Here is a 25,068-nt window from a genome sequence, read left to right on the forward strand (position 1 = left end):
CATGCTCTCAGAGAAAATCAATATACGAAGTATAACCATCCCGCCAATTATTCAGAAGAGAAACCCGACTCAATATCAGCTCCATATCAGGTAGTTCTGTATGATTAGCAACCACAAAATACGAATTTCAACCCTTCTTCGCCATGCGGTATGTCATACCGTATTATCGTTATTGTGTCGTTAAGATTACAGCCACAAAAGCAAAACGCCACGTAAAAACGTGGCGTTTTCGGATGAGACCTGAATTACGAACGCTTCATCATGTCGAAGAAGTCGTCATTAGTCTTGGTCATCGCCAGCTTGTTAATGAGGAATTCCATGGCATCAATTTCACCCATCGGATGGATGATTTTGCGCAGGATCCACATTTTCTGCAGCTCTTCCTGGGTGGTGAGCAGCTCTTCTTTACGGGTACCGGAACGGTTGTAGTCGATAGCCGGGAAGACGCGTTTTTCAGCAATCTTACGAGAGAGATGCAGTTCCATGTTGCCGGTACCTTTAAACTCTTCGTAGATAACTTCATCCATTTTAGAGCCGGTATCGATCAGCGCAGTCGCGATGATAGTCAGGCTACCGCCCTCTTCCACGTTACGCGCCGCACCGAAGAAACGCTTCGGACGATGCAAGGCGTTGGCATCAACACCACCGGTCAAAACTTTACCGGAAGCCGGAACCACGGTGTTGTAAGCACGCGCCAAACGAGTGATGGAGTCGAGCAGAATGATAACGTCTTTCTTGTGTTCAACCAGACGTTTCGCCTTCTCGATAACCATTTCCGCAACCTGAACGTGGCGGGAGGCTGGTTCGTCAAAGGTAGACGCAACCACTTCACCTTTCACCAGACGCTGCATCTCGGTAACTTCTTCCGGACGTTCGTCAATCAGCAGCACCATCAGCACGCAGTCCGGATGGTTGTAAGCAATGCTCTGCGCGATGTTCTGCAGCAGCATGGTTTTACCTGCTTTCGGCGGAGCAACAATCAGACCACGTTGGCCACGACCGATCGGTGATGCCAGATCCAGTACACGCGCCGTTAAGTCTTCAGTAGAACCGTTACCACGTTCCATACGCAGACGAGAGTTTGCGTGCAGCGGTGTTAAGTTCTCAAAGAGGATTTTGTTACGGGCGTTTTCTGGTTTGTCGTAGTTAACTTCGTTAACTTTCAACAGCGCAAAGTAGCGTTCACCTTCTTTCGGCGGGCGAATCTTACCAGAGATGGTATCACCAGTGCGGAGGTTGAAACGGCGGATTTGGCTGGGAGAAACGTAGATGTCATCAGGACCGGCGAGGTAGGAGCTGTCTGCAGAGCGGAGGAAACCAAATCCATCCTGCAATATCTCCAGCACACCGTCACCAAAGATATCTTCGCCACTCTTTGCGTGCTGCTTCAGGATGGCAAAAATAATGTCCTGCTTGCGCATACGAGCCAGGTTTTCAAGGCCCATATTTTCGCCGAGAGTGATCAGCTCAGAAACCGGCGTATTCTTTAATTCGGTAAGATTCATAATGGTGTGAGTTCTTAAACTTGGGGTAAATCTCGAACTTAATGTTGTGAATGGTATGGCAGGGTCATCCATGCCTGTTTACGGCCATCAACTCATGTCTGTTCGCTGTCTGGTCACAGGAAAGTACGCAGAACTGAAACGACAAGACGGATTGAGTGACAAGCCAGGAATCTGTCCACTTCTCGCGCGAGAAACAACGGGAAGTATTGGATATAACTAGATTCAAACTTAATAAGGTATGTTTAATACGAAGTCAACACTAACTTAGCACGACTCAAGTCGGGCGTCCAGTCATCCGAATCATTTCGAAGTATGGTCGCCCGATCATGAGACTTCCTTACGCTAAATTAGCGTCGAGGAATTCTTTCAACTGACCTTTGGATAGCGCGCCGACTTTAGTCGCCGCAACTTCGCCGTTTTTAAACAGCAGCAGGGTCGGGATGCCACGGATACCATACTTCGGCGCGGTGCCTGGGTTTTGGTCAATGTTCAGTTTAGCAACCGTCAATTTGCCCTGATATTCGTCAGCGATTTCATCCAGAATTGGAGCGATCATTTTGCACGGACCGCACCACTCTGCCCAGAAATCAACGAGGATAGCTCCGTCCGCTTTGAGTACATCCGTGTCAAAACTGTCGTCAGTCAGGTGAATAATTTTATCGCTCATATTAACTCCACAGGAATAAGCCTGGTGCGTTGGTGTACTCTTAATCAACGACGTGTTGATGTAGCATTAACCAACTAAAGGTTGACTTTATTTCACCGGATACGCTTTCGTAAAGCAATAGTAAGCTGATATTCTACCACACTATGAGCAAAACACATTTAACAGAACAGAAGTTTTCCGACTTCGCCCTGCACCCAAAGGTGATAGAAGCCCTTGAAAATAAAGGCTTTCATAACTGCACGCCCATTCAGGCCCTCGCGCTGCCGCTAACGCTGGCAGGTCGTGATGTTGCAGGGCAGGCGCAAACCGGTACCGGAAAAACGATGGCGTTCCTGACGTCAACGTTTCATTATCTTCTCTCTCATCCCGCGATTGCCGATCGCAAGGTGAACCAACCGCGTGCGTTAATTATGGCGCCAACGCGTGAGTTAGCCGTGCAGATCCACGCTGACGCCGAGCCGCTGGCACAGACCACCGGTTTGAAATTAGGCCTGGCTTATGGCGGCGACGGTTACGACAAACAGCTGAAAGTGCTGGAAAGCGGCGTCGATATTCTTATCGGCACGACCGGTCGTCTCATCGACTATGCAAAACAGAACCACATTAACCTGGGCGCGATTCAGGTCGTGGTGCTGGATGAAGCCGATCGTATGTACGATCTGGGCTTTATCAAAGATATCCGTTGGCTGTTCCGTCGTATGCCGCCAACCACCCAACGTCTGAACATGCTGTTTTCTGCAACCCTCTCTTACCGCGTTCGCGAACTGGCGTTCGAACAGATGAATAACGCCGAGTACGTTGAAGTCGAACCGGAACAGAAGACAGGTCACCGTATTAAAGAAGAGCTCTTCTATCCTTCCAACGAAGAGAAAATGCGTTTACTGCAAACGCTGATTGAAGAAGAGTGGCCAGATCGCGCCATCGTCTTTGCTAACACCAAGCATCGTTGTGAAGATATCTGGGGTAGCCTTGCCGCTGACGGTCATCGCGTCGGTCTGTTGACCGGTGACGTGGCGCAGAAAAAACGTCTGCGTATCCTTGATGAGTTCACCCGTGGCGATCTCGACATTCTCGTTGCGACGGATGTCGCCGCGCGTGGTCTGCATATCCCAGCCGTAACGCACGTATTTAACTATGACCTGCCGGATGACTGTGAAGATTACGTTCATCGTATCGGTCGTACCGGTCGCGCCGGTGCAAGCGGTCACTCTATCAGCCTGGCCTGTGAAGAATACGCGCTGAATTTACCAGCAATCGAGACCTATATCGGTCACTCGATCCCGGTCAGCAAGTACAACCCGGATGCGCTGATGACCGATCTGCCGAAGCCGTTACGCTTAACGCGTCCGCGCACAGGCAATGGCCCACGCCGTACCGGTGGTGCTCCGCGTAATCGTCGTCGTTCAGGTTAACGTTAGATATGCTCACAACCACTTCGCTGTACGCCGCAATTGATTTAGGCTCGAATAGTTTTCATATGCTGGTTGTACGCGAGGTGGCGGGAAGCATTCAGACACTCACGCGTATTAAACGCAAGGTGCGTCTGGCCGCTGGCCTCAACAGCGACAACGTTCTTTCCGCTGAAGCTATGGAGCGCGGCTGGCAATGCCTGCGCCTGTTTGCTGAACGTCTGCAGGATATCCCTCAGCCGCAAATCCGTGTGGTGGCCACGGCAACATTACGCATCGCGGTAAACGCCGATGAGTTTATCGCCAAAGCGCAAGAGATCCTCGGCTGCCCTGTCCAGGTCATCAGCGGTGAAGAAGAAGCGCGGCTGATTTATCAAGGTGTTGCCCACACCACCGGCGGCGCCGATCAGCGTCTGGTCGTTGATATTGGCGGAGCCAGCACTGAACTGGTTACCGGCTCCGGCGCGCAAACCACCTCTCTGTTCAGCCTGTCAATGGGCTGCGTCACCTGGCTCGAAAGGTATTTCACCAATCGTAATCTGGCACAGGAAAACTTTGACGAAGCAGAGAAAGCGGCTCGCGAAGTTCTGCGCCCAGTCGCCGACAAACTGCGTTTTCATGGCTGGAAAGTTTGCGTTGGTGCCTCTGGCACCGTCCAGGCGTTACAGGAAATCATGATGGCGCAAGGCATGGATGAGCGCATTACGTTGGCCAAGCTTCAGCAGCTTAAACAGCGCGCCATTCATTGTGGTCGTCTGGAAGAGCTGGAAATAGAAGGGTTAACGCTGGAACGCGCACTGGTTTTTCCCAGCGGACTGGCCATTCTAATCGCCATTTTCACCGAACTGAATATTCAATGCATGACTCTGGCCGGCGGCGCACTACGCGAAGGTCTGGTCTACGGAATGCTGCACTTGCCGGTTGATCAGGACATTCGCAGCCGTACGCTGCGTAATATTCAGCGTCGATTTATGGTCGACACCGATCAGGCGAATCGCGTCACGCAATTGGCTGTACATTTACTCGAACAGGTGAAAGATGAGTGGCATCTTGAAGCCATTAGTCGTGAACTGCTGCAAAGTGCCTGTCAGTTGCATGAAATAGGACTGAGCGTAGAATATAAGCAGGCGCCACTGCATGCCGCCTGGCTGGTACGTAATCTCGATCTCCCGGGCTTTACTCCCGCGCAGAAAAAACTGTTAGCCACGCTGTTGCTCAACCAAACTAATCCGGTCGATCTCTCTTCACTCCACCAGCAAAACGCTGTGCCACCACGCATCGCTGAGCACCTTTGCCGTTTGCTACGCCTGGCGATCATTTTCGCCGCTCGCCGTCGCGACGATTTAGTGCCACATATCACCCTGCAAGCTCAGGATGAGAATCTGACGTTAACGCTACCGGAAGGCTGGCTGGAACATCATCCATTAGGTACCGAGTTAATCGATCAGGAAATACAGTGGCAAAGCTATGTCCACTGGCCGCTGGAAGTGCATTAGATGCTGGCTGCCGGATAGCGCTTACGCTTATCCGGCCTACAAAATACCTATTTCTCTTTGGCTTTCGCCATCATTGCCCGAATGTTAGCAATGCTGGCCTGCCCTTTTTGCATCCGCTCCTCGGCACTCACCACTTTACGCTCCTGTTCCCAGATAACGTCATCCTGTGGTAGTTCCAACAGGAAACGGCTCGGTTCCGGTCGTACCAGTTCACCGTACTGACGGCGCTCTTTACACAGCGTGAAGATAAGTTCTTTCTGAGCACGCGTAATCCCGACGTAAGCCAGACGACGCTCTTCGTCGATGTTATCTTCATCGATGCTGCTCTGGTGCGGCAAAAATCCTTCTTCCATTCCCACCATAAATACGTACGGGAACTCCAGTCCTTTTGAAGCATGCAGCGTCATCAACTGCACCTGATCCAACTCTTCTTCGCTCTCTCCGCGCTCCATCATGTCGCGCAGGGTAAAGCGGGTAACGACCTGAGTCAGGGTCATTGGCTCTTCCAGCTCACTACCTTCCAGCATCTCCGTCATCCAACTGAACAGCGTGTTGACGTTTTTCATACGCATTTCGGCCGCTTTCGGGCTCGGCGAGGTTTCATACAGCCAGGATTCGTAATCAATGCCGTGGATCAGATCGCGTACGGCGGCAACCGGCTCGCGCTCCGCCAGACGTTGAATTTCACCCAGCCAGTGCGTAAAGCGGGTCAGAGAATCATATCCGCGCCCGGTTAGCGTCTGGCTAAGTCCCATATCAAAGCTAGCGGTAAACAGGCTTTTATTACGCGTCATCGCCCATTCCCCCAGCTTTTGCAGCGTGGCCGGACCGATTTCACGCTTTGGCGTATTTACGATGCGCAAAAATGCACTGTCATCATCCGGGTTGCTGAGCACGCGCAGATAGGCCAGCAGATCTTTAATCTCCGGACGCGAGAAGAACGACGTCCCGCCGGAAATTTTGTATGGGATGCGGTTCTGCATCAGAAATTTTTCGAACACTCGCGACTGATGATTACCGCGATACAGGATGGCGTAGTCTTTATACTGCGTCTTGTTCACAAAGTGATGGGCAATCAGTTCCCCGGTCACGCGTTCTGCTTCGTGCTCTTCATTATTCGCACTCAACACCTTCAGCTCAGCGCCGTAGCCCAGCTCAGAAAAGAGCCGTTTTTCAAAGACGTGTGGGTTGTTAGCAATAAGGATGTTCGCCGCCTTCAGGATACGCCCTGATGAGCGATAGTTTTGCTCCAGCTTCACCACCTGCAGCGCCGGAAAATCTTTGCTTAACAGTACCAGGTTCTGCGGACGTGCACCGCGCCAGGAGTAGATCGACTGATCGTCATCACCCACGACGGTAAAGCGCGCGCGTTTCCCCACCAGCAACTTCACCAACTCGTACTGGCTGGTGTTGGTATCCTGATATTCATCCACCAGCAGGTAGCGGATTCGATTTTGCCAACGCTCACGTACTTCTTCATTGCGCTGCAACAGCAGCGTGGGGAGCAGGATCAGATCGTCAAAATCGAGGACGTTACACGCCTTCATATGCGCGTCATACAGACCATAGCAGTGGGCAAAAATACGATCGCGTTCACCCTTTGCACTGGCTGCCGCCTGCGCTGGGGTCATCAGATCATTTTTCCAGTTGGAGATCGTTGAAATCAATTGTTGAAGGATAAGCTTATCGTCTTCAATTAGCCCTTCGGTCAATTCCTTAAGCAGGGCCACCTGGTCAGTATCATCAAACAACGAGAAGTTCGACTTCATCCCTAGCGCGGCGTATTCACGCTTAATGACATCCAGTCCCAGAGTGTGGAAAGTAGAGATCATCAACCCGCGCGCTTCTTTACGACCCAACGTTTGCGCCACACGCTCTTTCATCTCGCGCGCAGCCTTATTGGTAAAGGTTACTGCCGCAATATGTCGTGCCTGATAGCCACATTCACGGATCAGATGTGCGATTTTGTTAGTGATAACACGCGTCTTACCGGAACCCGCTCCCGCCAGCACCAGGCAAGGTCCGGTGACGAATTCGACGGCTTGTTGTTGTCCGGGGTTCAAACGCATAGAGGATTGCTCAATCTGTAAACACGGGGATGTGGATTGTAGCAGAAAGTGACGCCAGGGGGATCGGTCATAGCCCATCGCCGAAGACCACGGATTACATGCTACTATTGCGCCCTGATTTATCACTCAACTCAGAGCACAAACCATGGCAAAAACAGCATCAGCAGTGCATATCCTTGTTAAAGAAGAGAAACTGGCTCTCGATCTTCTGGAACAAATCAAAAATGGCGCCGATTTTGGTAAACTGGCGAAGAAACACTCTATCTGCCCGTCGGGCAAACGCGGCGGCGATTTAGGCGAATTCCGTCAGGGCCAGATGGTTCCGGCGTTTGATAAAGTGGTGTTCTCCTGCCCGGTGCTGGAGCCAACCGGCCCACTGCACACTCAGTTCGGTTATCACATCATTAAAGTGCTGTACCGTAACTAATAAAAAGCCCGGTGTGTTCAACCACCGGGCTTTTTTTTGCCGAATGGCAGCCTCTTAGCCAGCTACAGCAATACGTTTCATATCAGTCATATAGCCACGCAGTTTCTGGCCCACTTTCTCGATAGCATGGCTGCGAATAGCATCGTTTACGTCGCGCAGCTGCGCGTTGTCTACCGCACCTTCGGCAATCGCTTTGCCCAGATCCCCGGTTTGCAGGGTAGTCATGAACTCTTTCAGCAGCGGTACGCACGCGTAAGAGAACAGGTAGTTACCGTATTCTGCGGTATCGGAAATGACAACGTTCATTTCGTACAGGCGCTTACGGGCGATGGTGTTCGCGATCAGCGGCAGTTCGTGCAGTGATTCGTAGTAAGCAGACTCTTCGATGATGCCGGAATCCACCATGGTTTCAAACGCCAGCTCAACGCCAGCCTTCACCATCGCGATCATCAGCACGCCTTTATCGAAGTACTCCTGCTCGCCAATTTTACCTTCAAACTGCGGCGCGGTTTCGAACGCGGTTTTGCCGGTCTCTTCACGCCAGGTCAGCAGTTTCTTATCGTCGTTGGCCCAGTCAGCCATCATGCCTGAAGAGAATTCGCCGGAGATGATGTCATCCATGTGTTTCTGGAACAGCGGCGCCATGATCTCTTTCAGCTGTTCGGACAGCGCATAAGCACGCAGTTTCGCTGGGTTAGACAGACGATCCATCATCAGGGTGATACCGCCCTGCTTCAGCGCTTCGGTGATGGTTTCCCAGCCAAACTGAATCAGTTTTTCGGCGTAAGCCGGGTCAGTACCCTCTTCCACCAGCTTGTCGAAGCACAGCAGAGAGCCAGCCTGCAGCATACCGCACAGAATTGTCTGCTCGCCCATCAGGTCAGATTTCACTTCCGCAACGAAGGACGATTCCAGCACGCCTGCACGGTGACCGCCAGTGGCCGCAGCCCATGCTTTGGCAATCGCCATGCCTTCGCCTTTCGGATCGTTTTCCGGGTGAACGGCGATCAGGGTTGGAACACCAAAACCACGTTTGTACTCTTCACGCACTTCGGTACCCGGACACTTCGGCGCAACCATCACCACAGTGATATCTTTACGGATCTGCTCGCCCACTTCGACGATGTTGAAACCGTGGGAGTAGCCCAGCGCCGCGCCGTCTTTCATCAGCGGCTGTACGGAACGTACAACGTCGGAGTGCTGTTTGTCCGGCGTCAGGTTAACCACCAGATCCGCCTGCGGGATCAGCTCTTCGTAGGTACCTACTTTGAAGCCATTTTCGGTCGCTTTGCGCCAGGAAGCGCGCTTCTCAGCAATCGCTTCTTTACGCAGGGCGTAGGAGATATCCAGACCGGAGTCGCGCATGTTCAGGCCTTGGTTAAGCCCCTGAGCACCGCACCCGACGATGACCACTTTTTTACCCTGAAGGTAGCTTGCGCCATCGGCGAATTCGTCGCGACCCATAAAGCGACATTTGCCCAGCTGCGCCAGCTGCTGACGCAGGTTCAGTGTATTAAAGTAGTTAGCCATGGTGATACCTCGTGATGTTGTACTGTCTTATTGTTCGGTTCGCGTTTCAGCGAGAATGAACCCACATTACAACAGGAAATTTATTGCGGAAATTGATATATTCACAACATCACATTGCAATATCTGCAACGTAGAAAATCGGAGGCTCGTCCGTGGATTTACGCGATCTGAAAATGTTCCTGCATCTGGCGGAAAGCCGCCACTTTGGCCGCAGTGCGCGGGCAATGCACGTCAGCCCCTCCACACTCTCACGCCAGATCCAACGGCTGGAAGAAGATCTCGGCCAGGCGCTGTTTGTGCGCGATAACCGTACGGTCACGCTGACCGAAGCAGGCGAAGAGCTGCGAGTGTTTGCCCAGCAGACGCTGTTGCAGTATCAACAATTGCGCCACACCCTCGATCAACAGGGACCGTCGCTGTCGGGCGAGCTGCATATCTTCTGCTCGGTTACCGCCGCCTACAGCCACCTGCCGCCAATTCTCGACCGCTTTCGCGCCGAGCACCCCTCGGTTGAAATTAAGCTCACCACCGGCGATGCCGCTGATGCGATGGACAAAGTGGTCACCGGAGAGGCCGATCTGGCAATAGCAGGTAAGCCAGAGACGCTGCCCGGTGCTGTGGCATTCTCGATGCTGGAGAATTTAACGGTAGTGTTGATCGCACCAGCATTGCCTTGCCCGGTACGGAATCAGGTTTCGGTCGATAAACCAGACTGGTCGACGGTGCCGTTTATCATGGCCGACCAGGGGCCGGTACGCCGCCGCATCGAGTTGTGGTTCCGCCGTCACAAAATCAGCAACCCATCGATTTACGCCACCGTGGGGGGGCACGAAGCGATGGTCTCGATGGTGGCGCTGGGTTGCGGCGTGGCGCTGCTGCCGGAAGTGGTGCTGGAAAACAGCCCGGAGCCGGTACGGAATCGCGTGATGATTTTAGAACGCAGCGACGAAAAAACGCCGTTCGAGCTGGGCGTCTGCGCGCCGAAAAAACGGCTGCATGAGCCGCTGATCGACGCGTTCTGGAAGATTGTTCTGGAGCGTAAATCCGCCGAGTAGCGCCAGCGTCAGGTCTAAAATCAGTGGTAGATTCAGTATTGGCACTCCTTTTCTGTATAATGTCCCGTGCCATAATAGATGTGGGGGGCTTGTTAACCATCACGTTTAGCAAGCCAGAACAGACGGTGTCATTGCGCACTTGACAGCGAAAATACAAACTTAATTAGCCATCATTATGATAATCAAACCAAAAATTCGTGGATTCATCTGTACAACGACCCATCCGACTGGCTGCAAAGTCAATGTGGAAAAACAGATCGATTATGTGAAGAAAAACGGGAAAATCGCTAACGGCCCTTCCCGCGTGCTGGTCATCGGTGCTTCCACCGGTTACGGCCTTGCTTCCAGAATTTCCGCCGCGTTTGGCAGCGGAGCCGCCACTATCGGCGTATTTTTCGAAAAACCAGGCACGGAAACCAAGCCAGGTTCCGCGGGCTGGTATAACTCTGCAGCCTTCGATGAGGCCGCAAAACGTGAAGGTCTGTATTCCAAAAGTATCAACGGCGACGCGTTCTCCGACGAGTGTCGCGACGAAGTTATCAAACTGATCAAAGAAGACCTGGGTCAGATTGACCTGGTGGTTTACTCACTGGCATCTCCGGTACGTAAAATGCCGAAAACCGGTGAAATCGTCCGTTCTGCGCTGAAGCCAATCGGTGAGGTTTATACCTCTAAAGCGATCGATACCAACAAAGATCAGATCATAACCGCCAGCATTGAGCCGGCAACCGAAGAAGAAGTTCAGAACACCGTCACCGTTATGGGCGGCGAAGACTGGGAACTGTGGATGGGCGCGCTGAGCGAAGCAGGCGTGCTGGCTGACGGCGTGAAAACCGTTGCCTACTCCTACATCGGTACTGACCTTACCTGGCCAATCTACTGGCACGGCGCGCTGGGCAAAGCAAAAGAAGATCTCGACCGCGCGGCAGGCGCGCTGCGTAATCAACTGGCTCCGCTGAACGGTTCCGCTAACGTTGCTGTACTGAAATCCGTTATCACGCAGGCCTCTTCTGCGATTCCGGTGATGCCGCTGTACATCTCCATGGTCTTCAAGCTGATGAAAGAACAGGGCATTCATGAAGGCTGCATCGAGCAGATCAACCGTCTGATGACCACCAGCCTGTACGGCGATAAAGTGGCGCTTGATGACAACCAGCGTATCCGTATGGATGACTGGGAACTGCGTGAAGACATTCAGCAGGCATGCCGCGATCTGTGGCCGCTGATCACCACCGAAAACCTGGCGCAAAAAACGGACTATGCAGGATACAAGCAGGAATTCCTGAATCTGTTCGGTTTTGGTCTCGACGAAGTGGATTACGATGCGGATGTAAACACCGAAGTCGAATTCGAAGTCATCACGCTGTAATCTGCTGATACAGTTACAAAAAGGGTTCATGTTTTTACATGAACCCTTTTTTAATGGCTACCGCTAACCCGCCAGGAAGAACCTGAACGCCGGGTTATGCGTTTCATCATGACAGTCATAACCCAGTTCGTTCAGTCGCGTTTCGAAATCAGGCTCGTGCTCACCCAACTCAAACGCCGCCAGTACGCGACCATAATCGGTTCCGTGACTACGATAGTGGAACAACGAAATATTCCAGTGCGTCCCCAGGGTATGCAGGAATTTGAGCAACGCCCCCGGAGATTCCGGGAATTCGAAGCTGTACAGCCGCTCCTGCAAGGGTTTCGACGGGCGCCCACCGACCATGTAGCGCACGTGCAGCTTCGCCATTTCGTCGTCGGACAAATCCACTACGCTGTAGCCGCCCTCATTAAGCAACTGGAGGATTTCCTTACGCTCTTCCAGCCCACGGCTCAGACGGACGCCAACAAAAATACAGGCGTCTTTCGCATCAGCAAATCGGTAGTTAAACTCGGTAACCGAGCGTCCTCCCAACAGCTGGCAAAACTTCAGGAAGCTACCCTTTTCTTCCGGAATAGTTACTGCCAGCAACGCTTCGCGCTGTTCGCCCAGCTCGCAACGTTCGGAAACGTAGCGCAGGCCATGGAAGTTAACGTTAGCGCCGGAAAGGATATGCGCCAGACGTTCGCCGCGAATATTGTGCTGGGCAATGTACTTTTTCATCCCCGCCAGCGCCAGCGCACCGGATGGTTCAGCCACCGCGCGCACATCCTCGAACAGATCTTTCATTGCCGCGCAGATAGCGTCGCTATCGACAGTGATGATGTCGTCGAGATACTCCTGGCACAAACGGAAGGTTTCGTCGCCGATACGTTTCACCGCCACGCCTTCAGCAAAGAGGCCAACACGCGGAAGATCGACCGGTTGACCGGCATCCAGCGCCGCTTTCAGGCAGGCTGAGTCTTCAGCTTCAACGGCAATCACTTTGATCTGCGGCATCAACTGCTTGATCAGCACCGCCACGCCTGCCGCTAATCCGCCACCGCCCACCGGCACGAATACACGATCAAGGTGGGCATCCTGCTGCAATAACTCCAGTGCCAGCGTGCCCTGCCCGGCAATCACCATCGGATGGTCGAACGGAGGAACCCAGGTAAAACCCTGCTGCTGCGACAGCTCAATCGCTTTGGCTTTGGCTTCATCAAAATTCGCGCCGTGTAGCAGTACTTCACCACCGAAACCGCGAACGGCATCGACTTTGATATCGGCGGTAGCCGTAGGCATGACAATCAGCGCCTTCACGCCTAATCGCGCAGAAGAGAAAGCTACGCCCTGAGCATGATTACCTGCCGATGCGGTGATTACGCCATGCGCTTTTTGCTCTTCGGTCAGACCGGCCATCATGGCATAAGCACCGCGCAGCTTGAAGCTGTGAACGGGTTGACGGTCTTCGCGCTTCACCAGGATCACGTTATTGAGGCGCGAAGAGAGTTTTTCCATTTTTTGTAGCGGTGTGACCTGCGCCGCTTCGTATACCGGCGCACGCAGCACTGCTCTGAGGTACTCGGCGCCTTCTGGAGCGCCGGAGAGGGGTTGAGAATCCGCCATGGTCATTATCCCCCTAGTTTCGACTTATCGCGCACCGCACCTTTGTCGGCGCTGGTTGCCAGGCTGGCGTAAGCGCGCAGCGCAAAGGAGACCTGACGCTGACGCTCTTTTGGCGTCCAGGCTTTGTCACCACGAGCTTCTTGCGCTTCACGGCGCGCAGCGATTTCCGCATCGCTCAGTTGCAGTTGAATGCCTCGATTCGGGATATCGATAGCAATCATGTCGCCATCTTCGATAATTGCGATATTACCGCCGCTGGCCGCTTCAGGAGAAACGTGACCAATGGAAAGCCCCGAAGTACCGCCAGAGAAACGACCGTCGGTAATCAGCGCGCAGGCCTTACCGAGACCCATCGATTTCAGGAAGGTGGTTGGGTAGAGCATTTCCTGCATGCCTGGCCCGCCCTTCGGCCCTTCGTAGCGAATCACCACCACGTCGCCGGCAACCACTTTACCGCCAAGGATAGCGTCAACCGCATCGTCCTGGCTTTCATACACTTTTGCCGGGCCGGTGAATTTCAGGATGCTGTCATCTACACCAGCGGTTTTTACGATACAGCCGTTTTCCGCGAAGTTACCGTACAAGACTGCCAGGCCGCCGTCTTTGCTGTAAGCATGTTCCAACGAGCGAATGCAACCTTCTGCGCGGTCATCATCCAGGGTGTCCCAACGACAATCCTGTGAGAACGCCTGGGTGGTACGGATGCCAGCCGGACCTGCGCGGAACATTTTTTTCACCGCGTCGTCTTTGGTCAGCATAACGTCATAACTATCGAGCGTTTGCGGCAGAGTCAGTCCCAGCACGTTTTTCACGTCGCGGTTCAGTAGACCGGCGCGATCCAGCTCGCCTAAAATGCCCAGTACGCCGCCCGCGCGGTGCACGTCTTCCATATGGTATTTCTGCGTACTCGGCGCAACTTTACACAGCTGCGGGACTTTGCGGGACAACTTATCAATATCACTCATGGTGAAGTCGATTTCCGCTTCCTGCGCGGCCGCCAGCAGGTGCAGAACGGTGTTGGTAGAGCCGCCCATCGCGATATCCAGCGTCATGGCGTTCTCAAACGCCGCCTTGCTGGCAATGTTGCGCGGCAGGGCTGAAGCGTCATCCTGCTCGTAGTAGCGTTTGGTCAGCTCAACGATGCGTTTACCTGCGTTGAGGAACAGCTCTTTACGGTCGGCGTGAGTCGCCAACAGCGAACCGTTACCCGGCTGCGACAGACCCAGCGCTTCGGTCAGGCAGTTCATCGAGTTGGCGGTGAACATCCCGGAGCACGAGCCGCAGGTCGGACAGGCCGAACGTTCAACCTGCTCGCTCTGCGAGTCGGAGACTTTCGGGTCTGCGCCCTGAATCATCGCATCAACCAGATCAAGCTTGATGATTTGGTCAGAGAGCTTGGTTTTCCCGGCTTCCATTGGGCCGCCGGAAACAAAGATCACCGGAATATTCAGCCGCAGAGAGGCCATTAACATCCCGGGGGTGATTTTATCGCAGTTAGAGATGCAGACCATCGCATCGGCGCAGTGGGCGTTAACCATATATTCCACTGAATCGGCGATCAGCTCACGCGACGGCAGTGAATAAAGCATGCCGCCATGACCCATGGCGATACCATCATCCACGGCGATGGTGTTGAACTCTTTCGCCACGCCGCCTGAGGCTTCGATTTGTTCGGCAACCAGCTTACCGAGATCGCGCAGGTGGACGTGGCCCGGCACAAACTGGGTAAAGGAGTTCACCACAGCGATAATCGGTTTACCGAAGTCATCATCGGTCATCCCGGTGGCGCGCCACAGTGCGCGGGCACCCGCCATATTGCGGCCGTGGGTGGTGGTAGCAGAACGATACTTAGGCATGCTTGATTAACTCCCGTCTGTCTTTCCCCTGCATATTTCACGCCGCAGCTGAGGGCTGCCTCGCTCCCCCCAGTCACCTACTAAAGTAAGCTCCTGGGGCTCGCTGCGTTGCCGTCTTCCTGCAACGTGAACTATTTTGGGGAAATATTAATTTTGTTATTGGTTTACTGAATCCAACCAGCCGTATTTATCTTCCGTTTCACCGGTGAAGAGGCCAAAGAAGGCCTGCTGGATGCGTTTGGTGACCGGACCGCAGCGGCCTTCGCCCACCTGAATACCATCGACGCTGCGTACTGGGGTGATTTCGGCCGCGGTACCGGACATGAATACTTCGTCGGCCAGGTACAGCGATTCACGAGACAACACCTGCTCACGCACTTCGATATCGAGATCTTTCGCCAGCTTAATGATCGCGTCACGGGTGATACCCGGCAGCGCGGAAGAGGTAAACGGCGGGGTAAACAGAATGCCGTCTTTTACTTCAAACAGGTTTTCGCCCGCGCCTTCGGAGATGTAGCCATTCACATCCAGCGCAATGCCTTCCTGGTAGCCATGACGACGCGCTTCACTACCCACCAGCAGCGAAGACAGATAGTTACCACCTGCTTTAGCAGCGGTAGGAATCGTGTTCGGCGCAACGCGGTTCCAGGAAGAAACCATCGCGTCGATCCCCTGCTCCAGCGCTTCAGCACCGAGGTAAGCCCCCCATGGGAACGCGGCGATTATCACATCAGTGGTGTATCCCGCAGGCGGGTTAACGCCCATCCCTACGTCGCCAACAAACACCAGCGGACGGATATAGGCGCTGGTCAGGTTGTTTTTACGAATCACCTCACGGCAAGCTTCCATCAGCTCATCAACGCTCTGAGAAACGGGAAAACGATAGATCTTGGCTGAATCACGCAGACGCTGCATATGTTCGCGATGACGGAACACTACCGGCCCTTTGTGAGAATCGTAGCAACGGATCCCTTCAAATACAGAAGTACCGTAGTGCAGCGCGTGGGACATCACGTGGACCTTCGCGTCTTCCCAACGAATCATCTCGCCATTAGACCAAATGTAATCAGCTTTTTTCGTCGTCATTTTTCTTCCTTTTGCGCTCAGGCGCGGATTTGTTGTGATGTGGTTGTGCTCTGGCAGATAGCAACATGTGCAACATCTACCAGTTTACTTAACTGACTAAACAGTAAGTCGACCGACCGGGGGCTGGCAACGGTCAATTCGATATTTATATTTTGCGCATCGCTGGCGGCTTCCATATTCATGGAGCACACCTGAAAACCACGATGACGTACCACGCGTAAAACACGTTCTAACGTTTCCGGATTGAAACGAGCCTCAACGGCGACCTGATGTTGCATCATGATAATTTCTCCAGCATTTCTGAGTTACTGGCGCCAGGTGGCACCAGAGGCCAGACATTCTCAAGTTCGTCGATTGAGACATGAAGCAAGTATGGCCCCTCGCTGTTCAGCATGGTGTCGAGTGCCGCTTCAACCTGGTCTTTACGGGTGATGTGTTGACCAGGAATGCCGAAGGCTCTGGCCAACATGAGGAAATCGGGGTTATCGGTAAGGGTGGTTTCGCTATAACGTTCCTGGAAAAACAGCTGCTGCCATTGTCGCACCATGCCTAACCGCTGGTTGTCGAGTAAAACTATCTTCAGCGGCAACTGCTTGCGTTTTACGGTGCCCAATTCCTGTACATTCATCATGAAGGAACCGTCACCGGAGATACAGATTACCGTATCATTCGGGCGAGCAACCTGCGCGCCAACCGCTGCTGGCAGGCCAAAGCCCATCGTCCCCAGACCGCTCGACGTGATGAAATTTTCAGGGCGAGTGTAGGTCATATGCTGTGCCGACCACATCTGATGCTGGCCCACATCCGTTGTCACTACGCTATCCGCAGGTTTGCGATCGGATAACTGCTTTAACAACAGTGGCGCATAGATAGCTTCCCCCGGATGGTCGTAGCGCCAGGTATGTTCTGCGCGCAGTTCTGCGCTGTGCTGACGCCATTCGTCAATCTTCATCAATTGCTGTAATGCTGGCAGAAGAGAATTTAAATCCCCCTGCAGCGCTACGTGTGCCTGGCGCAGTTTGTTCATTTCCGCCGGGTCGATATCCATGTGGATTACGCTGGCGTTCGGTGCGAAGGTATTCAGCTTGCCAGTCACTCGGTCATCAAAACGTGCGCCAACCGCAATCAGTAAATCGCACTCTTGCACCGCAAAATTCGCGGCTTTAGTACCGTGCATTCCCAACATCCCCAAATAGTACGGGTAGTCAGCATCTACTGCGCCCAGACCTTTCAGCGTGCAGGCGACCGGCATTTGGGTTACCGCGATAAATTCACGCAGGGCCGGGACCGCCTGCGCCATACCTACGCCACCACCTACGTACAGGATGGGCTTTTGCGCCTGCGCCAGCATATTACGTGCCTGCTCAACGTCAGCGTGCGGAAACGTCTCTACGTTTTCGACGGTCGTAAAATATGGCTCCAGCGTACCGCTGGCTAATTGGATGTCTTTCGGGATATCAACCAGAACCGGACCCGGACGACCGGAATTCGCCACGGCGAAAGCCTCAGCCATGATACGCGGCAACTCTTCGAGTGACTGTACCAGGAAGCTGTGTTTGGTGCAGGACAGAGACATCCCCAGCACGTCCACTTCCTGGAACGCATCCGTTCCGATGAAAGGTGATGCCACCTGACCGGTGATCGCCACCACTGGAACAGAATCTAACAGCGCATCGGCAAGGCCCGTGATCAGGTTGGTTGCGCCAGGGCCGGAGGTAGCGATACAAACGCCGGTTTTACCGGTCGCACGGGCATAGCCAATCGCCGCCATTGCCGCACCCTGCTCGTGTCGGCACAACAGGTGCTCTACGCCGCCGTCATACAACGCATCGTAAACCGGCATAATTGCGCCACCAGGATAACCAAAGACGGTTTGAACCCCTTGTGCACGCAACGCATGTACCACCCACTGTGCCCCATTCATAGTTACATCCCCGCCGTAAATCTTGAGAAACAGAATTTTATGCTACCGTTCACTTTCTGCTCCTCGTGTATGTTTTTAAGGTCAAAAAAAACCCCCGGACCTTTCGGTGCGGGGGTCTTAGTTCGTTAAGGCTTGTTTTCTAAGCCTTTCCTCGTCCAAGTGCAGCCCCGCACGGTGGGATAATAATCACCACCACGCTAATCACGACCAGGCTAATCACTCGTAGAAGGGCTGTCATTTTTGTATTTTCTTGCATCTTGTTCGAAGGAATACCTAAAGAGTTACCATAGAATTTGCAAATGACACAAGATATTTTTTTATTCGTTTTTCTGACGTCGTTAACGGTTTAGATAAATACCGTTGTTTTTTATACAAAAAAATCAAAAATGAAAATATTTCACGCTTCAGGCGATCCTCGGTAACCCGATCCCCAATACAAACACCATTCAAAAGCATTTGCGGGCGTCATTCCAGGCTTAATGTAAGCAGTTATACGTTGCGCAAAAATACGGGAATCAGCATCTAAAAACCGTAATTATATGAAATCTTGCCGCGATGTATTACGACATAATACTTTTATCAGGAGGAATTATGTCACTATCGATTGTTCACACACGCGCCGCACTAGGCGTGAATGCGCCAGCCATTACCATCGAGGTACATATCAGCAACGGCCTGCCTGGTTTAACCATGGTGGGGCTGCCCGAAACGACGGTGAAAGAGGCTCGCGATCGGGTACGCAGTGCGATTATTAATAGCGGTTATGAATTCCCGGCAAAGAAGATAACTATAAACCTCGCTCCGGCCGATCTCCCGAAAGAAGGGGGGCGATATGATTTACCTATCGCTGTTGCGCTTCTGGCCGCTTCTGAGCAGCTTACACCCCACAATCTCGACACCTACGAGCTGGTAGGTGAATTAGCGCTTACAGGCGCGCTACGCGGCGTTCCCGGCGCGATATCAAGCGCAACCGAGGCCATTCGTGCAGGCAGGCGAATTATTGTCGCAAAAGAGAATGCCGCTGAAGTTGGACTGATACACGGCGAAGGGTGCCTGATCGCCGATCACCTGCAGACCGTATGCGCATTTCTCGAAGGTAAGCATGATTTAGACAGGCCATCATCCGCAGATTTTACGCCTAACGCATTAGCCGATGATCTGAGCGATGTTATCGGCCAGGAACAGGGTAAACGCGGGCTGGAGCTTACCGCAGCAGGCGGCCACAACCTCTTGCTCATCGGCCCGCCGGGTACGGGAAAGACTATGCTAGCCAGTCGACTCAGAGGGCTGCTCCCTCCACTTAGCAACGATGAAGCGCTGGAAAGTGCCGCGATACTCAGTCTGATCCATTCCGACACGATACAAAAACAGTGGAAGCAACGCCCTTTTCGCTCGCCACATCACAGTGCTTCATTAACCGCCATGGTCGGTGGAGGCTCTATTCCTGCGCCAGGAGAGATCTCTTTGGCGCACAACGGCATACTGTTTCTGGATGAACTACCCGAGTTTGAGCGGCGCACGCTGGATGCACTGCGCGAACCCATCGAGTCCGGGCAGATCCATCTATCCCGCACCAGAGCAAAAATAACCTATCCCGCACGCTTTCAACTCATAGCTGCGATGAATCCAAGCCCGACGGGCCATTATCAGGGGAACCATAACCGCTGTACCCCAGAACAGACGCTGCGCTACCTAAATCGATTGTCAGGTCCATTTCTTGACCGCTTCGACCTCTCCCTCGAAATTCCCTTACCGCCGCCCGGTATACTCAGCCAGAGCGCGATGAAAGGGGAAAATAGCGCAACGGTGAAGCAACGTGTTATGGCAGCGCGAGAGCGTCAGTATCAGCGGCAAAATAAGTTAAACGCACATCTGGACAGTCAGGATATCCATAAATACTGCCTGCTGCGTAGCGACGATGCACAGTGGCTTGAAGAAACGCTCGCGCATCTCGGATTGTCTATCCGCGCCTGGCTGCGCCTGATTAAGGTCGCTCGAACGATTGCGGATATCGAACAATGTGATCACATCTCTCGCCAGCATTTACAGGAGGCCGTTGGGTACCGAGCGATAGACAGGTTACTCATTCATCTGCAGAAACTACTGACATAAAAAAAGGGCTTTCGCCCTTTTTTATTAATCATCAGATTCGGTGTAGTCTTCTGCGCCTTCCACCTGAGGTTTCCCACCCGATAAGGTGTGGAAGCGTTTTGGACGCTTAATACGCGTCATGTATTTAGACCACACACGTTCAGCTTCGGTAACCGGCTCACGTTCACCACGGCATACCGCAACAAACAGTTTTTCTTCTTCAGTTACCGGCTCACGCTTGCCCAGATCCAGCTCGTTGAAAGCATAACCGTGACGCTCAAGCAGTTGTGCTTCTTTAATGGTGAAATCACCATGACGGGAGAATCCGCGGGGATAATATTTATTATCGAAATATCGATTAGTCGTCGTAAAGCTTTCCGCCATCCTGCACGCTCCTAATTCTTTGGCCGAGCTATTTATGGCGCGGAGTATTAGTTACGCTTGACAGAGCGTCAAACAAAAGATTTAAATCATAACGACAAATAATTTTATGGAGCGAGTTGTGGATACGGAATTGTTAAAAACTTTCCTGGAAGTTAGCCGGACACGCCACTTTGGCAGGGCTGCTGAAGCACTCTACCTGACCCAATCAGCGGTTAGTTTCCGAATCAGACAACTGGAAAATCAATTGGGTGTAAACCTGTTCACCCGACACAGAAACAATATCCGTTTAACCGCTGCAGGTGAAAAATTATTGCCTTACGCCGAAACGTTGATGAATACGTGGCAGGCAGCACGTAAGGAAGTCGCGAATACCTCGCGGCATAACGAGTTTTCTATCGGTGCCAGCGCATCTCTCTGGGAGTGCATGCTTAATGACTGGTTGAAGCGTTTGTATCAATCTCAGGAGCCACAATCCAGCCTGCAGTTTGAAGCGAGGATCGCTCAACGCCAATCGTTAGTAAAACAGCTTCATGAACGACAGCTTGATCTACTGATTACTACCGAAACACCCAAAATGGACGAATTTAGCAGCCAACTGTTGGGATATTTCACGCTGGCACTCTATTGCAGCTCTCCGTCGCAAACCAAAGATGAGCTGAATTATTTACGCCTGGAATGGGGACCCGATTTTCAACAACACGAAGCGGGACTAATAGCGGGAGATGAAGTGCCGGTACTCACCACCAGTTCGGCAGAATTGGCCAGGCAGCAACTTTCAGTGATTAAGGGCTTTAGCTGGCTTCCCGTCAACTGGGCCAAAACCAAAAGCGATCTCCATACGGTTACCGACAGTACAACGCTTTCACGTCCTTTATATGCAGTTTGGCTGCAAAACAGCGATAAAAATGGACTAATTTGCGATCTGCTGAGAACAAATATTCTGGAAAATTAAAGAAAATATAGGCAAGGATGCCGGGAGTAAAACAGCAGGAAGGCACAATTCAAATTGCAAGTAAAAAAAAATCCTTAGCAAAAATGCTAAGGATTATTTCTGGCAGGGGCGGAGAGACTCGAACTCGCGACACCCGGTTTTGGAGACCGGTGCTCTACCAACTGAGCTACGCCCCTAAATTTTCTTATCATTAAGCCTGCTTGGTAGCAGGCTTAATATTCTAATAAGTGGCGGAACGGACGGGACTCGAACCCGCGACCCCCTGCGTGACAGGCAGGTATTCTAACCAACTGAACTACCGCTCCACCGAATTTCTTTGTCACTACCCGGATTATTCATCCCGGTTTACTGCAATTTGATGCCTGGCAGTTCCCTACTCTCGCATGGGGAGACCCCACACTACCATCGGCGCTACGGCGTTTCACTTCTGAGTTCGGCATGGGGTCAGGTGGGACCACCGCGCTACAGCCGCCAGGCAAATTCTGTTTATCAACACACTTTTCGCATGTCGATGTAATCTGTAATCAAGCTGAATTTCGATGTCTCATCCGCCAAAACATCTTCGGCGTTGTAAGGTTAAGCCTCACGGTTCATTAGTATCGGTTAGCTCAACGTATCGCTACGCTTACACACCCGACCTATCAACGTCGTCGTCTTCAACGTTCCTTCAGGACCCTTAAAGGGTCAGGGAGAACTCATCTCGGGGCAAGTTTCGTGCTTAGATGCTTTCAGCACTTATCTCTTCCGCATTTAGCTACCGGGCAATGCCATTGGCATGACAACCCGAACACCAGTGATGCGTCCACTCCGGTCCTCTCGTACTAGGAGCAGCCCCCCTCAATTCTCCAGCGCCCACGGCAGATAGGGACCGAACTGTCTCACGACGTTCTAAACCCAGCTCGCGTACCACTTTAAATGGCGAACAGCCATACGCTTGGGACCTACTTCAGCCCCAGGATGTGATGAGCCGACATCGAGGTGCCAAACACCGCCGTCGATATGAACTCTTGGGCGGTATCAGCCTGTTATCCCCGGAGTACCTTTTATCCGTTGAGCGATGGCCCTTCCATTCAGAACCACCGGATCACTAAGACCTGCTTTCGCACCTGCTCGAGCCGTCACTCTCGCAGTCAAGCTAGCTTATGCCTTTGCACTAACCTCCTGATGTCCGACCAGGATTAGCTAACCTTCGTGCTCCTCCGTTACTCTTTAGGAGGAGACCGCCCCAGTCAAACTACCCACCAGACACTGTCCGCAACCCGGATTACGGGTCTACGTTAGAACACCAGCCATTAAAGGGTGGTATTTCAAGGTTGGCTCCATGCAGACTGGCGTCCACACTTCAAAGCCTCCCACCTATCCTACACATCAAGGACCAGTGTTCAGTGTCAAGCTATAGTAAAGGTTCACGGGGTCTTTCCGTCTTGCCGCGGGTACACTGCATCTTCACAGCGAGTTCAATTTCACTGAGTCTCGGGTGGAGACAGCCTGGCCATCATTACGCCATTCGTGCAGGTCGGAACTTACCCGACAAGGAATTTCGCTACCTTAGGACCGTTATAGTTACGGCCGCCGTTTACCGGGGCTTCGATCAAGAGCTTCTCCTTACGGATAACCCCATCAATTAACCTTCCGGCACCGGGCAGGCGTCACACCGTATACGTCCACTTTCGTGTTTGCACAGTGCTGTGTTTTTAATAAACAGTTGCAGCCAGCTGGTATCTTCGACTGATTTCAGCTCCATGAGTAAATCACTTCACCTACATATCAGCGTGCCTTCTCCCGAAGTTACGGCACCATTTTGCCTAGTTCCTTCACCCGAGTTCTCTCAAGCGCCTTGGTATTCTCTACCTGACCACCTGTGTCGGTTTGGGGTACGATTTTGTGTTACCTGATGCTTAGAGGCTTTTCCTGGAAGCAGGGCATTTGTTACTTCAGCACCGTAGTGCCTCGTCATCACACCTCAGCGTTAACAAGACTCCGGATTTACCTGGAATCTCCGCCTACATGCTTAAACCGGGACAACCGTCGCCCGGCTAACATAGCCTTCTCCGTCCCCCCCTCGCAGTAACACCAAGTACAGGAATATTAACCTGTTTCCCATCGACTACGCCTTTCGGCCTCGCCTTAGGGGTCGACTCACCCTGCCCCGATTAACGTTGGACAGGAACCCTTGGTCTTCCGGCGTGCGGGTTTTTCACCCGCATTATCGTTACTTATGTCAGCATTCGCACTTCTGATACCTCCAGCATGCCTCACAGCACACCTTCAACGGCTTACAGAACGCTCCCCTACCCAACAACACATAGTGTCGCTGCCGCAGCTTCGGTGCATGGTTTAGCCCCGTTACATCTTCCGCGCAGGCCGACTCGACCAGTGAGCTATTACGCTTTCTTTAAATGATGGCTGCTTCTAAGCCAACATCCTGGCTGTCTGTGCCTTCCCACATCGTTTCCCACTTAACCATGACTTTGGGACCTTAGCTGGCGGTCTGGGTTGTTTCCCTCTTCACGACGGACGTTAGCACCCGCCGTGTGTCTCCCGTGATAACATTCTTCGGTATTCGCAGTTTGCATCGGGTTGGTAAGTCGGGATGACCCCCTAGCCGAAACAGTGCTCTACCCCCGAAGATGAGTTCACGAGGCGCTACCTAAATAGCTTTCGGGGAGAACCAGCTATCTCCCGGTTTGATTGGCCTTTCACCCCCAGCCACAAGTCATCCGCTAATTTTTCAACATTAGTCGGTTCGGTCCTCCAGTTAGTGTTACCCAACCTTCAACCTGCCCATGGCTAGATCACCGGGTTTCGGGTCTATACCCTGCAACTTAACGCCCAGTTAAGACTCGGTTTCCCTTCGGCTCCCCTATTCGGTTAACCTTGCTACAGAATATAAGTCGCTGACCCATTATACAAAAGGTACGCAGTCACCCCATAAAGAGGCTCCCACTGCTTGTACGTACACGGTTTCAGGTTCTTTTTCACTCCCCTCGCCGGGGTTCTTTTCGCCTTTCCCTCACGGTACTGGTTCACTATCGGTCAGTCAGGAGTATTTAGCCTTGGAGGATGGTCCCCCCATATTCAGACAGGATACCACGTGTCCCGCCCTACTCTTCGAGTTCACAACACATGCACTTTTGTGTACGGGGCTATCACCCTGTATCGCCGGACTTTCCAGACCGTTCCACTACCACACATGCTGATTCAGACTCTGGGCTGCTCCCCGTTCGCTCGCCGCTACTGGGGGAATCTCGGTTGATTTCTTTTCCTCGGGGTACTTAGATGTTTCAGTTCCCCCGGTTCGCTTCATTACGCTATGTATTCACGCAATGATAGTGTGACGAATCACACTGGGTTTCCCCATTCGGAAATCGCCGGTTATAACGGTTCATATCACCTTACCGACGCTTATCGCAGATTAGCACGTCCTTCATCGCCTCTGACTGCCAGGGCATCCACCGTGTACGCTTAGTCGCTTAACCTCACAACCCGAAGATGTTTCGTAAAACACTTCAGTATTGCGAAAATTTGAGAGACTCGAACACACCGCTTTTCATTTCTTATTACGGAGAAATGAAACAGTGTGTCGTTTCAATTTTCAGCTTGATCCAGATTTTTAAAGAGCAAATATCTCAAACGAGAC

The 25,068-nt window shown here is 52.5% G+C and carries 19 protein-coding genes, 2 tRNA genes and 2 rRNA genes; 7 read left to right on the forward strand and 16 right to left on the reverse strand.

Features of this window, described 5'->3' with window-relative positions; all coding sequences use genetic code 11:
* Positions 1-245: 245 nt before the first annotated feature.
* The 3 genes from rho to trxA all read right to left on the reverse strand — a co-directional run bounded on the left by rho (position 246) and on the right by trxA (position 2,172).
* Entirely contained in the window at positions 246-1,505 is a 1,260-nt protein-coding gene (gene rho, locus GFC06_RS04225; RefSeq protein WP_002437993.1) for a transcription termination factor Rho, read from the reverse strand.
* Positions 1,506-1,592: 87 nt separating this feature from the next.
* Positions 1,593-1,712 (reverse strand): rho operon leader peptide, encoded by a 120-nt coding sequence (locus tag GFC06_RS04230; protein WP_049259789.1) that lies wholly within the window; start codon positions 1,710-1,712, stop codon positions 1,593-1,595.
* Positions 1,713-1,842: 130 nt separating this feature from the next.
* Positions 1,843-2,172 (reverse strand): thioredoxin TrxA, encoded by a 330-nt coding sequence (gene trxA / locus GFC06_RS04235; RefSeq protein ID WP_001280776.1) that lies wholly within the window; start codon positions 2,170-2,172, stop codon positions 1,843-1,845.
* Between the two features lie 143 nt (positions 2,173-2,315).
* On the opposite strand from trxA, the gene rhlB reads away from it, so the two are divergent.
* Both rhlB and gppA read left to right on the forward strand, forming a co-directional pair.
* Complete coding sequence (rhlB, locus tag GFC06_RS04240; protein WP_003829013.1) at positions 2,316-3,584, forward strand: ATP-dependent RNA helicase RhlB; 1,269 nt, start codon at positions 2,316-2,318, stop codon at positions 3,582-3,584.
* Between the two features lie 8 nt (positions 3,585-3,592).
* Positions 3,593-5,077 (forward strand): guanosine-5'-triphosphate,3'-diphosphate diphosphatase, encoded by a 1,485-nt coding sequence (gppA, locus tag GFC06_RS04245; RefSeq protein ID WP_016157837.1) that lies wholly within the window; start codon positions 3,593-3,595, stop codon positions 5,075-5,077.
* 47 nt (positions 5,078-5,124) lie between these two features.
* Here gppA and rep read toward each other — a convergent pair whose 3' ends face one another.
* Entirely contained in the window at positions 5,125-7,146 is a 2,022-nt protein-coding gene (rep, locus tag GFC06_RS04250; RefSeq protein WP_016157836.1) for a DNA helicase Rep, read from the reverse strand.
* 145 nt (positions 7,147-7,291) lie between these two features.
* On the opposite strand from rep, the gene ppiC reads away from it, so the two are divergent.
* Positions 7,292-7,573: a peptidylprolyl isomerase PpiC gene (ppiC, locus tag GFC06_RS04255; RefSeq protein WP_016155104.1), complete on the forward strand. Its 282-nt coding sequence runs from the start codon at positions 7,292-7,294 to the stop codon at positions 7,571-7,573.
* Positions 7,574-7,627: 54 nt separating this feature from the next.
* Here ppiC and ilvC read toward each other — a convergent pair whose 3' ends face one another.
* Entirely contained in the window at positions 7,628-9,103 is a 1,476-nt protein-coding gene (ilvC, locus tag GFC06_RS04260) for a ketol-acid reductoisomerase (protein ID WP_003844614.1), read from the reverse strand.
* Between the two features lie 152 nt (positions 9,104-9,255).
* Here ilvC and ilvY point away from each other — a divergent pair, with 152 nt between their 5' ends.
* Both ilvY and fabV read left to right on the forward strand, forming a co-directional pair.
* Positions 9,256-10,158 (forward strand): HTH-type transcriptional activator IlvY, encoded by a 903-nt coding sequence (gene ilvY / locus GFC06_RS04265; RefSeq protein WP_016155102.1) that lies wholly within the window; start codon positions 9,256-9,258, stop codon positions 10,156-10,158.
* A gap of 175 nt (positions 10,159-10,333) precedes the next feature.
* Complete coding sequence (gene fabV / locus GFC06_RS04270) at positions 10,334-11,527, forward strand: enoyl-ACP reductase FabV (protein WP_016155101.1); 1,194 nt, start codon at positions 10,334-10,336, stop codon at positions 11,525-11,527.
* 63 nt (positions 11,528-11,590) lie between these two features.
* Here the strand turns inward: fabV and ilvA are convergent, their stop codons facing one another.
* The 6 genes from ilvA to ilvL all read right to left on the reverse strand — a co-directional run bounded on the left by ilvA (position 11,591) and on the right by ilvL (position 18,239).
* Positions 11,591-13,135 carry a threonine ammonia-lyase, biosynthetic gene (gene ilvA, locus GFC06_RS04275; RefSeq protein ID WP_153689862.1) on the reverse strand — a complete coding sequence of 515 codons (1,545 nt, stop codon included), beginning with the start codon at positions 13,133-13,135 and terminating at the stop codon, positions 11,591-11,593.
* A 5-nt stretch (positions 13,136-13,140) separates the two neighbouring features.
* The gene (gene ilvD / locus GFC06_RS04280) at positions 13,141-14,991 is read right to left on the reverse strand and encodes a dihydroxy-acid dehydratase (protein ID WP_153689863.1); all 1,851 of its coding nucleotides are present in this window, start codon (positions 14,989-14,991) and stop codon (positions 13,141-13,143) included.
* 156 nt (positions 14,992-15,147) lie between these two features.
* Entirely contained in the window at positions 15,148-16,077 is a 930-nt protein-coding gene (locus GFC06_RS04285; protein ID WP_003829030.1) for a branched-chain amino acid transaminase, read from the reverse strand.
* A gap of 17 nt (positions 16,078-16,094) precedes the next feature.
* Positions 16,095-16,358, reverse strand: coding sequence for an acetolactate synthase 2 small subunit (gene ilvM / locus GFC06_RS04290; protein WP_003018017.1), 264 nt, complete (start codon positions 16,356-16,358; stop codon positions 16,095-16,097).
* Complete coding sequence (ilvG, locus tag GFC06_RS04295; protein ID WP_047499578.1) at positions 16,355-18,001, reverse strand: acetolactate synthase 2 catalytic subunit; 1,647 nt, start codon at positions 17,999-18,001, stop codon at positions 16,355-16,357. Before ilvG ends, ilvM begins: the two co-directional genes overlap by 4 nt.
* 139 nt (positions 18,002-18,140) lie before the next feature.
* Positions 18,141-18,239: an ilv operon leader peptide gene (ilvL, locus tag GFC06_RS04300; RefSeq protein ID WP_001311244.1), complete on the reverse strand. Its 99-nt coding sequence runs from the start codon at positions 18,237-18,239 to the stop codon at positions 18,141-18,143.
* A gap of 353 nt (positions 18,240-18,592) precedes the next feature.
* Between ilvL and GFC06_RS04305 the strand changes: the two genes are divergently transcribed.
* Entirely contained in the window at positions 18,593-20,113 is a 1,521-nt protein-coding gene (locus GFC06_RS04305) for a YifB family Mg chelatase-like AAA ATPase (RefSeq protein WP_046274875.1), read from the forward strand.
* Between the two features lie 24 nt (positions 20,114-20,137).
* Here GFC06_RS04305 and maoP read toward each other — a convergent pair whose 3' ends face one another.
* Complete coding sequence (gene maoP, locus GFC06_RS04310) at positions 20,138-20,476, reverse strand: macrodomain Ori organization protein MaoP (RefSeq protein WP_003018025.1); 339 nt, start codon at positions 20,474-20,476, stop codon at positions 20,138-20,140.
* Between the two features lie 106 nt (positions 20,477-20,582).
* Here maoP and hdfR point away from each other — a divergent pair, with 106 nt between their 5' ends.
* Positions 20,583-21,428: an HTH-type transcriptional regulator HdfR gene (gene hdfR, locus GFC06_RS04315; RefSeq protein ID WP_094761725.1), complete on the forward strand. Its 846-nt coding sequence runs from the start codon at positions 20,583-20,585 to the stop codon at positions 21,426-21,428.
* A 100-nt stretch (positions 21,429-21,528) separates the two neighbouring features.
* Here hdfR and GFC06_RS04320 read toward each other — a convergent pair.
* From GFC06_RS04320 to GFC06_RS04335, 4 genes are all read right to left on the reverse strand, one after another.
* Positions 21,529-21,604, reverse strand: a tRNA-Trp gene (locus GFC06_RS04320).
* 52 nt (positions 21,605-21,656) lie between these two features.
* A tRNA-Asp gene (locus GFC06_RS04325) sits at positions 21,657-21,733 on the reverse strand.
* Between the two features lie 55 nt (positions 21,734-21,788).
* Positions 21,789-21,904, reverse strand: a 5S ribosomal RNA gene (gene rrf, locus GFC06_RS04330).
* A gap of 96 nt (positions 21,905-22,000) precedes the next feature.
* Positions 22,001-24,907, reverse strand: a 23S ribosomal RNA gene (locus GFC06_RS04335).
* Between the last annotated feature and the right edge of the window lie 161 nt (positions 24,908-25,068).

Origin of the sequence: Citrobacter braakii (genome assembly GCF_009648935.1) — a bacterium.
In the GTDB taxonomy this organism is placed as follows: Bacteria; Pseudomonadota; Gammaproteobacteria; order Enterobacterales; family Enterobacteriaceae; genus Citrobacter; species Citrobacter braakii.